The 16,858-nt window shown below is 69.0% G+C and carries 14 protein-coding genes, 1 pseudogene and 1 riboswitch; of the genes and pseudogenes, 9 read left to right on the top strand and 6 right to left on the bottom strand.

Going from position 1 to position 16,858, the window contains the following annotated elements:
• Window positions 1-2,571, bottom strand: a complete 2,571-nt coding sequence (locus AC5Y3Z_RS03845; RefSeq protein WP_473139739.1) for a serine/threonine-protein kinase PknD — start codon at window positions 2,569-2,571, stop codon at window positions 1-3.
• Between the two features lie 35 nt (window positions 2,572-2,606).
• Between AC5Y3Z_RS03845 and AC5Y3Z_RS03850 the strand changes: the two genes are divergently transcribed.
• Window positions 2,607-3,467 carry an SCO6745 family protein gene (locus AC5Y3Z_RS03850; RefSeq protein ID WP_463828337.1) on the top strand — a complete coding sequence of 287 codons (861 nt, stop codon included), beginning with the start codon at window positions 2,607-2,609 and terminating at the stop codon, window positions 3,465-3,467.
• Here the strand turns inward: AC5Y3Z_RS03850 and AC5Y3Z_RS03855 are convergent.
• Window positions 3,388-3,924, bottom strand: a complete 537-nt coding sequence (locus AC5Y3Z_RS03855; protein WP_463828338.1) for a condensation domain-containing protein — start codon at window positions 3,922-3,924, stop codon at window positions 3,388-3,390. The genes AC5Y3Z_RS03850 and AC5Y3Z_RS03855 overlap by 80 nt on opposite strands.
• 70 nt (window positions 3,925-3,994) lie before the next feature.
• On the opposite strand from AC5Y3Z_RS03855, the pseudogene AC5Y3Z_RS03860 reads away from it, so the two are divergent.
• A pseudogene (locus AC5Y3Z_RS03860) lies at window positions 3,995-4,633 on the top strand (carboxymuconolactone decarboxylase family protein); the annotation flags it as partial.
• 18 nt (window positions 4,634-4,651) lie between these two features.
• Window positions 4,652-6,070, top strand: a complete 1,419-nt coding sequence (locus AC5Y3Z_RS03865) for a PE domain-containing protein (protein WP_463828339.1) — start codon at window positions 4,652-4,654, stop codon at window positions 6,068-6,070.
• A 3-nt stretch (window positions 6,071-6,073) separates the two neighbouring features.
• On the opposite strand, the gene AC5Y3Z_RS03870 is transcribed toward AC5Y3Z_RS03865, so the two are convergent.
• The gene (locus AC5Y3Z_RS03870) at window positions 6,074-6,970 is read right to left on the bottom strand and encodes a sigma-70 family RNA polymerase sigma factor (protein ID WP_463828340.1); all 897 of its coding nucleotides are present in this window, start codon (window positions 6,968-6,970) and stop codon (window positions 6,074-6,076) included.
• Entirely contained in the window at window positions 6,967-7,152 is a 186-nt protein-coding gene (locus tag AC5Y3Z_RS03875) for a hypothetical protein (protein WP_473139740.1), read from the bottom strand. Before AC5Y3Z_RS03875 ends, AC5Y3Z_RS03870 begins: the two co-directional genes overlap by 4 nt.
• Before the next feature lie 22 nt (window positions 7,153-7,174).
• Here AC5Y3Z_RS03875 and AC5Y3Z_RS03880 point away from each other — a divergent pair, with 22 nt between their 5' ends.
• Together AC5Y3Z_RS03880 and AC5Y3Z_RS03885 are read left to right on the top strand one after the other, a co-directional pair.
• Window positions 7,175-8,557 (top strand): aspartate aminotransferase family protein, encoded by a 1,383-nt coding sequence (locus tag AC5Y3Z_RS03880; RefSeq protein WP_463828342.1) that lies wholly within the window; start codon window positions 7,175-7,177, stop codon window positions 8,555-8,557.
• 65 nt (window positions 8,558-8,622) lie between these two features.
• Window positions 8,623-9,555, top strand: a complete 933-nt coding sequence (locus tag AC5Y3Z_RS03885) for an SMP-30/gluconolactonase/LRE family protein (RefSeq protein ID WP_473139798.1) — start codon at window positions 8,623-8,625, stop codon at window positions 9,553-9,555.
• A gap of 10 nt (window positions 9,556-9,565) precedes the next feature.
• On the opposite strand, the gene AC5Y3Z_RS03890 is transcribed toward AC5Y3Z_RS03885, so the two are convergent.
• Both AC5Y3Z_RS03890 and AC5Y3Z_RS03895 read right to left on the bottom strand, forming a co-directional pair.
• Entirely contained in the window at window positions 9,566-11,818 is a 2,253-nt protein-coding gene (locus AC5Y3Z_RS03890; protein WP_473139741.1) for a VIT domain-containing protein, read from the bottom strand.
• Window positions 11,815-12,372 (bottom strand): MerR family transcriptional regulator, encoded by a 558-nt coding sequence (locus AC5Y3Z_RS03895; protein ID WP_473139742.1) that lies wholly within the window; start codon window positions 12,370-12,372, stop codon window positions 11,815-11,817. The genes AC5Y3Z_RS03890 and AC5Y3Z_RS03895 overlap by 4 nt, the downstream gene beginning before the upstream one ends.
• A gap of 351 nt (window positions 12,373-12,723) precedes the next feature.
• On the opposite strand from AC5Y3Z_RS03895, the gene dacB1 reads away from it, so the two are divergent.
• The 4 genes from dacB1 to nagA all read left to right on the top strand — a co-directional run bounded on the left by dacB1 (window position 12,724) and on the right by nagA (window position 16,787).
• On the top strand, window positions 12,724-13,965 hold the full coding sequence (gene dacB1, locus AC5Y3Z_RS03900; protein ID WP_473139743.1) for a D-alanyl-D-alanine carboxypeptidase DacB1: 1,242 nt from the start codon (window positions 12,724-12,726) through the stop codon (window positions 13,963-13,965).
• A gap of 10 nt (window positions 13,966-13,975) precedes the next feature.
• Window positions 13,976-14,299 (top strand): hypothetical protein, encoded by a 324-nt coding sequence (locus AC5Y3Z_RS03905; RefSeq protein ID WP_473139744.1) that lies wholly within the window; start codon window positions 13,976-13,978, stop codon window positions 14,297-14,299.
• On the top strand, window positions 14,296-15,663 hold the full coding sequence (locus tag AC5Y3Z_RS03910; protein ID WP_473139799.1) for a sugar porter family MFS transporter: 1,368 nt from the start codon (window positions 14,296-14,298) through the stop codon (window positions 15,661-15,663). The genes AC5Y3Z_RS03905 and AC5Y3Z_RS03910 overlap by 4 nt, the downstream gene beginning before the upstream one ends.
• Window positions 15,660-16,787, top strand: coding sequence for an N-acetylglucosamine-6-phosphate deacetylase (nagA, locus tag AC5Y3Z_RS03915; RefSeq protein ID WP_473139745.1), 1,128 nt, complete (start codon window positions 15,660-15,662; stop codon window positions 16,785-16,787). Before AC5Y3Z_RS03910 ends, nagA begins: the two co-directional genes overlap by 4 nt.
• Window positions 16,784-16,849: riboswitch (guanidine-III (ykkC-III) riboswitch) on the top strand. It overlaps the preceding gene by 4 nt.
• The last annotated feature ends 9 nt before the right edge of the window (window positions 16,850-16,858 follow it).

Raw genomic sequence — 16,858 nt, forward strand, 5'->3', positions numbered from 1 at the left:
TCAGCTCGGCGGCAGTTTCAGCACCCGGTTGTTGCCGGAATCGACGACGTAGACATTCCCGGCGGCATCGACTGCGACGCCCTGCGGATTGCTCAGTCCCTGGAACGGCAGCGTGATCATCGTGTTGGAGGCCTTGACCAGCTTCAACACACTGTTGTGGCGGGTGTCGGTGACGTACAGGTCGTCATCGGCATCGACGGCGATGTATTCCGGCCGACCGACCGCGTAGGACAGCACGGTGGCGACCGTCGCGGTGGCGGGTAATTTGATCACCCGCTCGTTGTTCCGGTCGACGATGAAGAGTGTCCCGTTGCCGTCCAGCGCCACCGCCGAGGGATGGTTCAAGCCGGTGAAGGGCAACTCGGTCTGGTCCACGGCCGGCCCGCGCAGCGTCAGCACCTTGTTGAGCCGGGAGTCGACGACGTAGACGGCAAGGTCTGGGCCGCGGGTGGAGATCGCGACGCCACTGGGTTCGGCCAGGCCGGCGAACGGCAGGACGGTCTGATCGGTCGATCCCGCGGTCAGCTGCAGCACTCGGCGGTTCTCGCCCACCACGACGGTGCCTTGGTTGTCGACCGCGATGTCGGTGGGGTGGTCCAACCCGGAGAACGGCGCGACGGTCTGTTCGGTCGAGCCGGTCGCCAGCTGCACGACGCGGTTGTGGCCGGTGTCGGTGACGTAGACGGTGCCCTTCGCGTCGACGGTGATCCCCAGCGGCCCGTCCAGGTCACTGAACGGCAGTACCGTCTGCGCCGCCGACTGGGTGGGACGAGATCTGTTGTGGGTCACCAAGAATGCCGCGCCGCACGCGACGACCAGCAGGGCGGCCGCGGCGGCGACAACACGGCGACGGTTGCGTCGCGGTTGCGGTGCCGCCAGCATCGTGGCGTCCAGTACCGGGTCGTCGATCGGTGCCGGCGTTGGTTCGCCGGGGTCGGTGAGGGCTTTGCGGGCGGCGACAGCGAGCTCGCTGGCCGACTGGTAGCGGGCATCGGGATCCTTGGCCATGCCGCGCGCGATCACGTTGTCGAACCCGGCGAGGGCAGGGTTGCAGCTGCTCGGCCGGGGCGGATCGGTGGACAGATGCGCGCCCACCAGCTGCCCGATACTGTCGCCGGCGAACGGCAGTTGACCGGTCAGACACTCGTAGAGCACACAGGCCAGCGAATACACGTCGGCCCGGGCGTCGGTGATCGACCCGCTGGTGAAGCGCTCCGGCGCCATGTAGGCCGGGGTCCCCGGCGCGATGTTGGTCACCGTCAGACGGGCGGCCGAGGAGTCGTGGACGAGCCCGAAGTCGATCAGGTACACAAAGTCTTCGTCGACCATCAACAGGTTCGACGGCTTGACGTCGCGGTGCACCAACCCGGACTTGTGCGCCACTTCCAACGCGCCCGCGACCTGCTCGATCACCCGCACCGCCCGGTCCGGGTCCATGGCCCCGTCCCGCTGCAACACGGTGTGCACGTCGACGCCGTTGATGATCGGCATCACCAGATACAACCGGCCGTCGACTTCGCCGGCCTCGTAGATCGGGATGATGTTCGGACTGGCCAGCCGGCCGGCGGCGTACGCCTCCCGGCGAAATCGCTCCTCATAGCCCGGCTCGACGGCCAGACCCGGCTGCAGCAGTTTGACGGCGACGTCCCGGTGCAGTTCGGTGTCGCGAGCCCGGTACACCGCACCCATCCCGCCCGCGCCGAGGACTTGCAGCAGGTGATAGCGGCCGAACTCGCGTTGGTCGGCCGAGACCGCCGACGCACCCCCGGCAGGCGTGAGCGCAGCTCTTGCGGCACGGGCGAATTCGCGTGCGGACTGGTAACGGTCATCGGGGTTCTTCGCCATGCCGCGAGCGACCACGTCATCGAAACCGACCGGGATCGACGGGTCGATGTCACACGGCTTCGGCGGCGCGCCGTGCAGATGCGCGGCGGCGATCTCCTCCAAGCTGTCGCCGCGCACGGCCTGCTGTCCGGTCAGGCATTCGTGCAACACACAGGCGAGGGCGTAGATGTCGCCGGCGGCGCCGGGGGCACTGGTCTGGGACCGCAGTCGCTCCGGGGCCAGATACGGCCAGCTTCCGCTATCCACGGCGGCGCCGGCCGCGTGGGCCCCGAAGTCGATCAGATACACGAATTCGCCGCCCACGACGAACAGATTCGACGGCTTCACGTCACCGTGCACCAGCCCGGATCGGTGCGCGGATTCCAGCGCCACCGCAGCCTGCTCGATCACCCGCACCGCCAGTGCCGGGCTCATCGCGCCGTCGCGGTCCAGCAGACTGCGCGCATCGATGCCGTCCAGGATGGGCATCACCAGGTAGAGGCGACCGTCGATCTCGCCGGCTTCATAGACCGGGATGACGTTCGGATTGTTCAGCTGGGCCGCGATGGAAACCTCGGAGCGGAACCGCTCCCGATATTCGGGATCGCCGGCGGACTCCGCGGGAAGCACTTTGAGGGCCACGTCGCGCGTCATCATGGTGTCCCGAGCCCGGTATACGGTCCCGGCCCCGGCCCAACGGAGCTCCTCGAGCAGCCGATACCGCCCGAAGGCCTCCCCATCCGCCACTAGCGCAGCCTAACGGCATCAAGGAAGCTGCAAGCATGCAACGCACCACCGAGTTGGCCCGACAGTTCTACGACCGCTTCGAACCCATCCACGCCGTGACGTACTTCGCGCCCGAGGTGCGCGCAGGGTTGGACGACCTCGGTTACCGCGGGTTCTGGATGGGGTACTTCGCCGCCCGGTCGGCACCGCTGGGTGTGGTGGCGCCACAGGTCGTGACGGCGGTGTTCTACAACTTCGCGCCTGCGCGGGTGGCCAAAGCCCTTCCGGCGGCGTGGGATATCGCCGGGCCGGACGCCGCGTTGCGCGCACGTCAGCAGTCGACGGTCGCCGCCCTGCACCGGGTGGGCCTTCTCGACGACGAAAATGTCCGCACTGCAGCGGAATTGGCGATCCGCGCGGCGCAGCGCGCCCCGGTGGACGCCCGCCCGCTGTTCGCGGCCAACGTCGCGCTGCCGGTGCCGTCCGATCCGGTGGCCGCACTCTGGCATGCGGTGACGCTGCTGCGTGAACACCGCGGCGACGGGCACGTGGCGGTGCTGGCCGCGGCGGGCATCTCCGGACGGGAGTCCAACGTGCTGCACACCGCCGCCGGGCAGGTGCCCGCCGACTACATGAAGCGCGCTCGTCACTACGACGATCAGGAGTGGGACGCCTGCCGGCGCAGCCTCGCCGCCCGCGGTCTCATCGACGCCGACGGAGCGTTGACCCAGGCCGGTCGCCAGTTCCGAAATCAGATCGAAACCGTCACGGACACAATGGCTTTGCATGTGTTCGACGGTCTCGACGACGACGAACTGCGGGCCTTGTTCGAAGCACTCACCCCGCTAGCGCGAGCGGTGATCGCGGGCGGCGATCTGCCCGCCACCACGCCCATGAGCGTGCGGCGCGACTTTTAGCCCGAAAGGTGATGTCGGGCGTGAGGGTAGCGCCCACGTACCCGGTCACCAGCGCATCGACCACGCTCTGCCACAACGCCTCGTCCACGCACAGCCTGCTGGCGGTGAGCACCAACCGCTCCGGCGAACCGGGCAGCAGCGACACCGCGAACAGTCGGCCGGTGCGCTTGTCGTAACCGGCACGTTGCCGCGCAATCACCTCGTCCACCAAGACCCCCGGCGGCTCGACCGCCCAACTCCAGCCACCGCCCGGCCGGGCCAGCCAGCGCTCCATGCTCGGCTCGAACACCGCGCCCAGGGTGGGGTTGGCGTCGAAGACCGCGTCCACGGCGGCACGCACGCCCGACTGGTCCAGCCGCGAGTCGGCGACCAGCACCTCGGTGTGCGCCAGCTCCTCCAGGTCGGTCAGCAGGGACGCTTCGACGATGTCCCAGTACGACGAGGTTGTGAGTTCCATCGGGCAAGACTCGGCCGGAGCCCTTGGAGCATTCTTGTCGGATCCTTGGAATTTTCTTGCGCCGAAGGTGTCACATCCTTCCGACCTGCCTCGTCTGATCGGTATGACACAGAAAACCCGCATCCAGCCCCTGCCCCCCAAGCGCGCCGGCCTGCTCGTCCGCGCCATGTACCGGGTCGCCAAACGGCGGTTCGGCGAGGTTCCCGAGCCGTTCACGGTCGCCGCGCACCATCCGCGCCTGCTGGTCGCCAATGCCGTGCACGAGACCCTGCTGCAGAGCGCGTCGCGGACGCTGCCGGCCAGCGTGCGCGAACTGGCGGTCTTCTGGACCGCCCGCACCGTCGGCTGCTCGTGGTGCGTCGACTTCGGGTCGATGCTGCAGCGGCTGGACGGCCTGGACATCGAGCGGCTCAAAGACATCGACCGTTACGCCACCTCGCCGGCCTTCAGCGACGACGAACGCGCGGCCATCGCCTACGCCGACGCGATGACCACCGACCCGCATGCGGTGACCGACGAGCAGGTCGAGGATCTGCGGGCCCGCTTCGGCGACGCCGGCGTGATCGAGCTGACCTACCAGATCGGCATCGAGAACATGCGCGCCCGGATGTACTCGGCGCTGGGCATCACCGAGCAGGGTTTCAGTTCGGGGGACTCCTGCCGGGTGCCGTGGGCCGACTCGGCGGAAATTCGGTCGAATCGGGCCTGACCTGCCTACGATTCGACAATGTCGTTGATCGCAGCGCCGGAGGCGCTGGCCGCAGCTGCCGGTGAGCTGACCGGGATCGGAAACGCCCTCCGGGAGGCAGCCGCTGCCGCGGCGCCATTGACGACGGACGTGCTCGCGGCGGCCGGTGACGAGGTGTCAGCGGCCATCGCGAGTCTCTTCGGCAGCCACGCCCAGGAGTTCCAGGTGCTCAGCGCCCAGACCACCCTGTGGCAGACGCAATTCGCACGGGCGTTGAGCGAAGCGTCGGCCGCCTACGCTGCCGCCGAGGCCGCCAATGTGTTGCCGCTGCTGGCCGCGCTGCAGCAGGCCGGGTTCTTCGCACCCATCGAGTTGCTGATCGGGCGCCCGTTGTTCGGCGCCAGCATCGGCGTGAACACCGCGACGCTGGGCGCGTTGCTCAACTGGGGAACCAACGCGGTCGGCCTGGGCGGGGTGCTGAACTTCCCCGCCACGGTCGCCGTTTCCGGGACCAACGGGGTGAGCGGGGTCAGGATCGGGTTCTCGTTCCTGCAGATCCCGGTCGGCCCGAGTTCCTTCCTGGGGCTCACGGTTCCCCAGTTCAACTACCCGGCGCCGGCGTTCTGGTACTTCCCGACCCAGGCGAGCGGCGCGGTGACCCCCACCGGCACCGTCTACCTGCAGCACGGTTTCGCCGCGATCGGCTGGTTCTACCAGCCGTTGGCCATGAACCTCGCACAGCAGACCAACAGCGTCGTGGTCACACCCACCATCCCGTCGATCCCACTGCCCCTGGGTGTGTACCTGAACAGCCCGCAGATGCAGCAGGGGGTGGGCTCGCTGTTCCTGGGCGGCCAGCCGGCGCTGAACACCGCCGCGCACCAGGCCGGTTACCTGGGCACGCTGCCGCAGCAGTTCATCCTCACCGGACACTCCGCCGGCGGTGGCCTGGCCACCATGGCGGCCAGCAACTACCTCTCGGCCCTCGGCAGCGGCACCAACAACCTGCAGGGCGTGGTGATGTTCGACGGCGTCGCGAGTAACAACGCGGCGTTCGCCGACGCGGCGACCACGTTGCAGACCGCCGGCATTCCGCTGTATGCGGTGGTTGCGCCGCCGCAGCCGTGGAATGCCTACGGCGCCACCACCGATACCCTGGTGAGCCTGTATCCGGGGCAGTTCAGCGGCGTCGAGATCGTCGGCGGCTCACACGTCGACTCCATGCTGGGCGGCAACCCGCTGGTCGACTTCGCCGCCCAACTGCTCACCGGGTTCTCCCCACCCGGTGCGACCGCGGCGGTCCACACCCTGGCCGGCGGCTGGATCAACGACATCTACAACGGTTTCGGCCCGAGCACCGATCCCGCAGAGTACGGCATCTACGGGCCCACCGGCCCCTACGTGGCGCCCGGCGGCCAGCAGATCATCCTCGGCCCGGCCACCGGGATCGTCCTTTAGTCATCACCGGCGCAACGGGGATCCGGTGAACTTGTCGGGGTTGGCGATGTCCCACAGGGCGACCACCTTGCCGTCGCGCACCGTCATCGCGGTGATCCGCGGCGCCATCTCGCGGCGTCCCTCAGCAGCAGGGAAACCCGTTGTGTACGAACCTAATTCGCCGTTGACCAGAGCCAGGTGATTGGCGGTGTAGAACGCGTCACCGTACCGGCCGGCCAGCCCGAGCATGAACCGGACCACCTTGTCCGCACCCCGGATGATCTGAACTGCGGTGGGCGCCTTGCCATTCGAGTCGCCGGTGAAGGTGACGTCGGGGTGCAGCAGCGCGACCACGGCCTCCAGATCGCCGGCCGCCATCGCCGCCATCAGCTTGCCGACCACCTCGGCGTGCCCGGGATCCGGCTTCGGCGGCGGCGCGGCCGCGACCGCTCTGCGGGCCCGCGACGCCAGTTGGCGGGCCGCGGCTTCGGTGGTGCCCAGCACGTCGGCCACATCGGCGAACGGCACCGCGAAACCGTCGTGCAGCACGAAGGCCACTCGCTGATCGGGGTTGAGCTTTTCCAGCACCACCATCGCGGCGAAGCGGGCATCCTCGGCCGAGACCACCGCCGACAGCGGATCTGCCGGGTCGAAACCGGTGACCACCGGCTCGGGCAGCCAGTTGCCCGTATAGGTTTCGCGCCGGTGCGAGGCCGAGCGCAACTTGTCCAGCCCCAGCCGGCTCACCACCGTCGTCAACCAGGCCCGCAGGTCCCCAATCACGCTGTCCTGGGTGTGCCACCGCAGCCAGGCTTCCTGAACGATGTCCTCGGCGTCGGCAACGGTGCCGGTCAACCGGTAGGCCACCGACATCAGGTGGGGCCGTAGCGATTCGAATTCGTCGACCTGGGTGGATGTCATGAGCCGCTGCGGTGGCGTCGCTGACGACGTATCCGGTGGAGAGAGCTCTCGCCGTCGGACATGTGCCCGGCCAGCATCGTGACCGCGACGGCGCGCTCGGTGGCGGTGCCGAAGGCACGCCACACCCGGCCCATGCCGCCCGGACCGAGCAGCCGCCGATAGCGGCGTGTGTGATCGTTCATCGGATCGCCCCCGGTCCTGCGCTTGCCCACTCTCAGTGCAGTATTCCCCCGGACCGCTAGGCTCGCGAACACGATGTCCAGAAATCTTTGGCTGCACTTCGCCCAGCACGGCAATGGCATAACGCCGCCCGTCATCACCCGCGGTGACGGCGTCACCATCTACGACGACCGCGGCAAGAGCTACCTCGACGCGCTGTCGGGTCTGTTCGTGGTGCAGGTCGGCTACGGCCGCACCGAACTCGCCGAGGCCGCGGCCCGGCAGGCCGAGCAGCTGGCGTTCTTCCCGCTGTGGGGCAACACCACCCCGCCGGCGATCGAACTGTCCGAACGCCTGGCCCACTACGCGCCGGGCGACTTGAACCGGGTGTTCTTCACCAACGGTGGCACCGAAGCGGTCGAGACCGCGTGGAAGATGGCCAAGCAGTACTTCAAGCTGACCGGTAAACCCAATAAGTACAAGGTGATTTCGCGGGCCATCGCCTACCACGGCACCACCCAGGGCGCGCTGGCGATCACCGGCCTGCCGAAGTACAAGGAAGCCTTCGAGCCGTTGGCGCCGGGCGGGTTCCGGGTGCCGAACACCAACTTCTATCGCGCGCCCGAACCGTTGGACACCGACATCAAGGCCTTCGGCCGGTGGGCTGCGGACCGGATCGCCGAGGCCATCGAATTCGAGGGGCCCGACACCGTCGCGGCGGTCTTCCTGGAACCGGTGCAGAACGCCGGCGGTTCGTACCCGCCGCCGCCCGGCTACTTCGAGCGGGTCCGCGAGATCTGCGACGAATACGACGTGCTGTTGGTCTCCGACGAGGTGATCTGCGCGTTCGGGCGGATCGGGTCGATCTTCGCCTGCGATGACTTCGGCTACGTACCGGACATGATCACCTGCGCCAAAGGCATGACGTCGGGCTACTCGCCGCTGGGTGCGACCATCGCCAGTGACCGCGTTTTCGAGCCGTTCAATGACGGCAAGACGACGTTCCGGCACGGCTACACATTCGGCGGTCACCCGGTTTCCGCGGCCGTCGGGCTGGCGAATCTGGAGATCTTCGAGCGCGAGGGTCTCACCGACCACGTCAAGCAGCAGTCCCCCGCACTGCGGGCGACCCTGGAGAAGCTCTACGACCTGCCCATCGTCGGCGATGTCCGCGGCGAGGGCTTCTTCTTCGGCATCGAACTGGTCCGGGACCAGGCGACGAAACAGCGGTTCAGCAACGAGGAGCGCGCCAAGCTGCTGGCCGAGGTCGGGTCGGCGCTGTTCGAAGCGGGACTGTACTGCCGCACCGATGAACGCGGCGACGCCGTGATCCAGCTGGCCCCGGCGCTGATCAGCGGCCCGGCCGAGTTCGACGCGATCGAAACGATCCTGCGCAGCGTGCTGACTCCGATCTCGGAACGGTTCTAGCCGTGGCAAAGGCACGCATTCACCCGGTCCGGTGGCAACCACCGCCGATCGACCCGTTACCGGCCATGCCGGCACCGAGTGTCACGGTGGTCCCCCTGCCCGGCAACGGACCCGAAGATGTCGTCGTCGACGCCGCCGGCCGATTGTGGACGGGGCTGGAGGACGGGCGCATTGTGCGGCTATCCGAGGGCCGCCCCGACGTCGTCGCCGACACCGAGGGAAGGCCGCTCGGTATGCACGTCGCGCACGATGGCCGAATTTTGGTCTGCGACAGCCATCACGGATTGCTGGCTCTGGACCCATCCGGCGGCACGCTGGACGTGATCGTCGATTCGGTGGGTGGCAGACGGTTCAAGTTCTGCTCGAATGTCACCGAGACATCCGACGGCACAATCTATTTCACCGAATCGACGAGCGACTACCATTTCGATGACTACACCGCCCCGATCGTGGAGGCACGGGGTACCGGCGGGCTGTTGCGGCTCGACCCGGACGGCACCGTCACCACGCTGCTCGACGGACTGTTCTTCGCCAACGGGGTGACGCCGACGGCCGACGGCACCGCGTTGGTGTTCGCCGAGACCCAGGCCCGCCGGCTGTCCAAATACTGGTTGACCGGTCCGCAGGCCGGATCGGTGACGCCGCTGGCCGAGCACCTGCCCGGGATGCCCGACAACCTGTCCACCGGTGCCGACGGCCGCATCTGGGCGGCGCTGGTCACCGAGGCCAACCCCGCGCTGGAACGGTTGTTCCCGCGCGCGCCGATCATCCGCAAAGTGTTGTGGCGCCTGCCCGAGCGGTTCCAACCACGAATCAAACCGGAAATCTGGGCGGTCGCGTTCGACCCGGACAGCGGTGCGGCCGTCGCCGGTCTGCGCACCACACATCCCGACTTCGGCAGCGTGACCGGTCTGGTCGAAGCGGCCGGGCGGCTATGGATGGGCACGATCAGCTTCCCCGCCCTCGCGTACGTGGACCTGGCGGCCACTCAGCTGTAGCCGGCGCGGTTCATTCCCAGAATCTGCGCATGGTGCGGCGCCGCCCGCGGTCTGTGTCGCCGAGCAGCCGTTTGACCGCCTCCAGTGCCACCACCACCTCCCCCGACTGCGCTTGTTTCCGGCTCTTCAGAAAGCGCGCCAGGGCATTGCACAACTGCACCAGCGCCGCGCGCAGGTCGGGTTCCGTCGTGGCGTCGCGGTGCTGCTCGAGTTCGGCCAGCACCGCCTCGAGTCCCGAACGCCGAACCTGGGTGCCCTTCTCCACCTGTTTGAGCAAGTTGTCCAGCGACCGCCGCGGTGCGCGGCGTTTCGGTGCGGGAGCAGCCATCGGCGCGGCGGCCAGCACGGGCATCGGGGCACCCGCTGGCACGCCGGCATAGACGCGAGCGACCGGGGCGAACCCGACGTTCGTCGCCCACCCCGAGGGCTCCTCGACGGGCTGGATCACCTCGGTCAGCGGCCCGGCATCGGTCTGCTGGGGGTCGATCGCCACGAAGGCGGTGAACCGCGACAGCACCCCGAACCGGATGGAATGCGCGACGATTTGCGCGGCCAGGTCGTCGTCAGCGCGGTATGCGGCGTACTCGTCCTCCAGGTCACGTACCAACGAACGTGCCCAAATCGTCTGTACTGCAACAGCTTCCGGCGCGACACGGCCGGGCAGGGCGGTCGTGAAGCCGTCGGCGTCCACCCGGAACTCGGCCTCGGTCAGACCCCGGTACCGCCCGGAGATCACGCAGGGCACCCCGGCGAACGCGTCGGGAGCACGACCGGGCGTGACCGTCCCGTCGAGGAGCTGCACGCCCGCGGCGCTCACCCGCAGCCCGGTCAGCGCGGGGCGGCCGATGGTGCGGGCCAATCGGGCCATCGCTTCGTCGAGGCGTTCCTCGGATTCGACCAACTCCGATCGTCCGTTGCCCAACTTTGCCAACCGGTCCAGGAAGCCGGCGTTGACGGCGCGGTCGATGCCCACGCAGTAGATACGCGTCTCCCCCACCGCCGGTGCCAACCGGCGCAACAGGTGATCTTCGCCGCTGATCTGGCCGTCGGTGACGAGTACGACGCTGGCCTGCCGGCCCGCGCCGGACGCGGCCAGCATGTCGGCCGCTTTGACCAGCGGTTCGTCCATCACCGTCCCGCCGCCGCTGTCCAGCGAACCCAGCCACGACGCCGCGGCGAACCGGTTGCGGTCGTCGGCTTCGACCAGGTCGCCCGGCAGCTGCGGAGGAGCGTCGATCCGGTCGTCGAACGCCAGCACACAGAACCGGTCTCCGGCGTCGAGCATGTCCACGATCCGGCCCGCGGCGCGGCGGGCGGCGATCATCTTCCAGCCGTGCATCGAGCCCGAGCGGTCCAGCAACACCACCACATCCCTTGGCGCACTGGATGTCTCAACAGGAGGCACGAGTGTCACCGACCAGGTGCCTTCGTCGCCCGCCGGATCGGGCACCAGCAGCGCCGACGACGACAGCTCGCTGCGGTCGACCCGGAACCGCAGCACGAAGTCGCGGTCGGCGCGCGCACCCGCTTCGACGCGCCACCGCCCGTCGTCGCCGCGTGCCATCGGCAGGCTGCACCGCAGATCGGACACCGCCAGCCCGGCACCGTCCACGCTCAGCGAGATCTTCAGCTCCGGGCGCTCGTCGGAGTCGAGCAGGCGGGGCGGGGTGACCCGGGACGCGTCGGGAACCAGGTCGGTGTCGGCGGCCTCCCCCGGGCCGGTCTGATCGCCGGGGAGCGCGTCGCCTTTGGTGTATCGCGGCGTGACCACCAGGGGGAAGCGGAAGGTGGCCTCGCCGTCCTCGAACGACAGCGGGCCGGTCAGCCGCATCTCGATGGCCGCTTCCTCGCCGGGCCCGATATTGCCGACCCGCACCGAGAACACGTCGGAGCGGTCCTCCTCGACGATCGCGGCACGCTGCCCCGCAGCCAGGGCCTGCTCGTAGTCGACCCGCGCCGCACCCCGCTCCTTGAGCACCCCGATCACCCGCCGCCCGGCGAGGTCGGCGGCGAAGTCCGTCACGCCCGCGCGGGCCGGCAGCGGGAACACATAGGTCGCCTCGATGGTGGTGTCGCCGGCGTTGACGAACCGCTGCCGCACGGTCGACGTCGCGGTCATGCCCACGATGGCGGTGTTCACGCTGATCGCCTTCAGCGGCAGGACTCGTCCGTCCGCGGCGCTCAATTGACCGCAGGTCGGCCGCCCGGTCTCGGCCGGCCGGGCGGGCTGGACGGGCAGCAGGGGCAACAACTGAGCACTCATTGAGAGTCCTTTCCTGGGGTGGCGAGCAGATCCAGCAACGGCGCCGCGGCGCGGCGCAGCGCATCGAGTGGGGGCACCGGGCCGTCGACCAGCAAGGTGACAGTGTCGGACAGGCGGACGGCCTGCAGCCTGGTGACGGCCGGTGCATCGGCCACCGGCTCAGGCACGGTCCGCCAGAACGGCCCGGCCGCCCGGGCGGGTTCCGGGGTGGGCTCGGGGTCGCCGAGACCGGCCGGTATCGCGGCGGGTGGTATCGCGGCCAGGGCCTCCACGTCCGCGGCCGGCATGGTCTCCAGTCGGGCGGCGATCTCGTCCAGCGACAGGCCCTGGCCCTGCAGCCGCTTGATGGCCACCAGGCGAATCAGGTGGGTCCGGCCGTAGGTCAGGGCGCGGCCCCGGTTGCCGGGGCGCGGTAGCAGACCCCGGGCGGTGTAGTAGCGCACCATCCGCTGCGCCGGAACCGCCTTGGCCTGCCGGTTCTCCGGCACAGCGCCGGAGGCCTGCACGGCCGCGGCGGCCGCGGCGGCGAATTCGGGCAAGGTGAGCAAGGTCATGGTAATGACAGTGTCATATAGATTTTCGACAGTGTCAAACGTGCTCGCTCCTCGACTCCCTCGCCCTCGCCGAGCGGCTCTCCTCCCCGCGCCCAAGACCACCCCACCCCGCCGAGCAGCTCCCCACCCCGCCGCGCAGCTCCCACCCCGCCGCGCAGCTCCCCACCCCGCCGCGCAGCTCCCCACCCCGCCGAGCGTCACGCAGGAGTGGCACTCGACACCCAAACTCCCACCAGCGCGACGACTACCGGCAGCAACCGCGCCCTCAACAGCCCGCCTGATAACTTCCGCCCCAGCCGTCACAGCGCGGCAACCTGCCTTCCCGCTGCCGATCACTTAGTCTGCTCACCGATGCCCTTCTACCGGACCTCTGTACGTGCAGCGTCGTGTCTGGCCGCAGCGCTTTTCGCGGCCTCAGGCGCGCTGGCGTTGCCGGTCGCGCAGGCCGAACCCAGCGCCGAGGTGAACCCGGGCGCGGCTACCTGCCCGTACAAGATCAACACCCCACCCGCGGTCGACTCCTCCGAGGTGCCGCGCGCCGGTGACCCGCCGCTGCCGCTGTCGCTGCCCCCCACTCCCATCGGCGGCAACGCGCTGGCCGGCTGCGGCATCGTCGCGGCCCCCGACACCCCGCCGGTACCCGGCGACATTTCCGCCGAGGCCTGGCTGGTCGCCGACATCGACAGCGGTGCGGTGATCGCCGCCCGGGATCCGCATGGGCGACACCGCCCGGCCAGCATCATCAAGGTGCTGGTCGCGATGGCGTCCATCAACGCGTTCAACCAGAACAAGGCCGTCCCCGGCACCGACGACGACGCGGCCGCTGAGGGCACCAAGGTAGGCGTCGACGCCGGCGGCACCTACACCATCAACCAACTGCTGCACGGGCTGTTGATGCATTCGGGTAACGACGCCGCGCACGCGCTGGCCATGCAACTCGGCGGCATGCAGGCCGCCCTCGACAAGCTCAATGTGCTGGCGGCGAAGCTGGGCGGTCACGACACCCGCGTCGCCACCCCGTCCGGACTGGACGGCCCGGGCATGAGCACCTCGGCCTACGACATCGGCCTGTTCTACCGGTACGCCTACCGCAACCCGATCTTCGCCGACATCGTCGCCACCCGGACCTTCAACTTCCCTGGACACGGCGACCACCCCGGCTACGAGCTGGAAAACGACAATCAACTGCTCTACCACTACCCCGGCGCGATGGGCGGCAAGACCGGCTACACCGACGACGCCGGCCAGACCTTCGTCGGCGCGGCCAACCACAACGGCCGACGGCTGATGGCGATCCTGCTGCACGGCACCCGGCAGCCCATTGCGCCGTGGGAGCAGGCCGCCCACCTGCTGGACTACGGCTTCAGCACCGCGCAGGGCACGCAGGTGGGTTCGCTGGTGGAACCCGACCCGTCGCTGGCGACCCCGAACAACAACCCCGCCAGCCGGGCCCCGGACAACACCCAGGCCGCCGGCCTGATGTCCCCCGCCGACGCTTTGCCGATCCGGGTCGGGGTGGCGGTGATCGGTGCCGTCGTCGTGTTCGGATTGATCCTGGTCGCGCGCTCGATGAACCGCCGAACGCAGCACTAGACTCACCGCAATGACCGCCCTCTACGAGGACTCCGGCCTCGCGCTGGACGAGGACGGGATCACCGTCCGCCGCTACTACTTCCCGTTCGCCAATGACAAGCGGATCGAGTACGCCGACATCACCAGCATCAAGTCCAAGAAGATGGGCTGGGCGTCGAGCAAGGGGCGCATCTGGGGCACCGTCGACCCCCGTTACTGGTTTCCCCTCGACATCCACCGGGGCCGCAAGTCCACCGTGTTGATGCTGCGAACGGGCCGCTGGGTTCGCGCCTGCATCACCCCCGAGAACCCCGCCGAAGTGATCAAGATCCTGCGAGCAAAGGTAAAGGTCTGAGCGCTCGACGGCGGGGATTGCTGGTCGGCCTGACCGCCGCCAGCGTCGGGGTGATCTACGGCTACGACCTGTCCAGCATCGCGGGCGCGTTGCTGTTCCTGCCCGACGAGTTCGGCCTCACCATCCCGCAACAGGGACTGGTGACGACCATGGTCGTGATCGGCCAGATCGCCGGGGCCCTGGGTGGCGGCGTGCTGGCCGACCGGATCGGCCGCCAGAAGTCCATGGTGGCGATCCTGATCGGGTACGCGGCGTTCGCACTGCTGGGTGCGGCGGCGGTGTCGCTGCCGACGTTGCTGGTGGCGCGGTTCCTGCTGGGGGTCACCATCGGGGTGTCGGTGGTGGTGGTGCCGGTCTACGTGGCCGAGTCGGCGCCGGCCGAAGTGCGCGGACGGCTGCTGACCGCCTACCAATTCGCCACGCTCAGCGGCATCATCCTCGGTTACCTGACCGGCTACCTGCTGGCCGGCACCCAGGCGTGGCGCTGGATGCTGGGCCTGGCCAGCGTGCCCGCCGTGCTGCTGCTGCCGTTACTGCTGCGGATGCCCGACACCGCGCGGTGGTACCTGCTGCAGGGCCGCGCCGACGAGGCGCGCCGCGCGTTGCTGCGCATCGAGCCCGCCGAGACCGTCGAGACGGAGTTGACCGAGATCGAAACAGCCGTGCAGGCCGGGCGCGGCACCATCGGCGAGATGCTGCGGCGACCGTACCTGCGGGCCACCCTGTTCGTGGTCGCCCTCGGCTTCCTGGTACAGATCACCGGCATCAACGCGATCGTCTATTACAGCCCGAAGTTGTTCGAAGACATGGGCTTTCAGGGCAATTTCGGCAAGCTGGCGCTGCCGGCGATGGTGCAGGTCGCAGCGCTGGCAGCGGTGTGCGTATCGCTCGCCCTCGTCGACCGGGTGGGCCGGCGGCCGATCCTGCTGTCCGGCATCGCGCTGATGATCGTCGCCGACACGGTGCTGGTCGCGTTCTATCCCAAGGACATCGGCCACGAGAACAGTCTTGCGCTGCTGCTCGGTTTCGGCGGGGTGCTGTTGTTCACCGTCGGGTTCAACTTCGGATTCGGTTCGCTGGTCTGGGTATTCGCCGGCGAGAGCTTTCCGGCGCCGCTGCGGTCGATGGGGTCGAGCGTGATGCTGACCGCCAACCTGATGGCCAACGCCCTGATCGCCGCCTTCTTCCTGACGATGCTGAATCTGCTCGGCGGCGCAACGGTTTTCGCGACGTTCGGTACCTTCGCGGTGCTCGCTCTGGTCGTCGTGCACCGATACGCACCGGAAACCAAAGGCCGTGATCTCGAGGAGATCCGGTACTTCTGGGAGAACGGTGGTCGCTGGCCGGCTGAGGACTGGCCGTGACACTGATCAGCGCCGGGACCGTGGTCGCCGACGAAGGAGTGTGCCGGCCCGGTTGGGTGCAGATCGGCGGAGCGCGCATCGCGGCGTGCGGGACCGGTACACCGCCGGCGGCTGCCGACATCGACCTGCCGGATTCGGTTGTGGTGCCGGGTTTTATCGACATGCATGTGCACGGCGGTGGCGGCGCCGCGTTCACCGCGGCCGACAGCGCGGCGGTGGATTTTCACCGCAGCCACGGCACCACGACCACGCTGGCCAGTCTGGTCACCGCCGCACCCGCGGAGCTGCTGACGTCGGTCCGCACCCTGGCCGGGCTGACGCGCTCGGGCGCCATCGCCGGTATCCATCTGGAGGGGCCGTGGCTGAGCGTGGCGCGGTGCGGCGCGCATGACCCCACCCAGATCCGCCCGCCAGATCCCGCCGAGGTCGACGCCGTGCTCGAGGCCGCCGACGGCACCATCCGAATGGTCACGCTGGCCCCCGAACTCCCGGGCGGCGACGCCGCGATCCGGCGCTTCCTCGACGCTAATATCGTTGTTGCCGTTGGCCATACGGATGCCAGCTACGAGCAGACCCGACGGGCAATCGGGCTCGGTGCCACCGTGGGCACCCACCTGTTCAACGCGATGCCACCGCTGGGTCACCGAGATCCCGGACCCGTCCTGGCGTTGCTGCAGGATCCCCGGGTGACGGTGGAGCTGATCGCCGACGGCGTGCACGTGCATCCCGATCTGGTGGCGGCGGTGATCGCAGCCGCGGGCGCCAACCGGGTGGCTCTGGTGACCGATGCGACAGCCGCGGCCGGCTGCGCTGACGGCGAGTTCGCGCTGGGATCGGTGCCGGTCGTGGTCGCCGCCGGAGTGGCGCGGGTGCGCGGCACCGCCACCATCGCCGGCAGTACCGCCACCATGGACCGGCTCTTCCGGGCGGTGGCAACCACCTCAGGGCTGGCCGCCGCGGTGCACACCACCTCGACGACCCCGGCCCGGGCCCTGGGACTGAGTCAGGTGGGGTCGATCCGGCCGCAACTCAACGCTGATCTTGTTGTGCTGGATCATGATTCGCAAGTCACCGGGATCATGCTTGCCGGCGTATGGCGGCAGCGCCCCGCCCCCGTTTGCTAACATCGAACAGGTCAATCATCCGGACGAGGGGCACCGTACCCGGCCAGCAAAGACGGCGCTGCGGAGGTGCG

Source organism: Mycobacterium sp. NGS61, assembly GCF_059812325.1.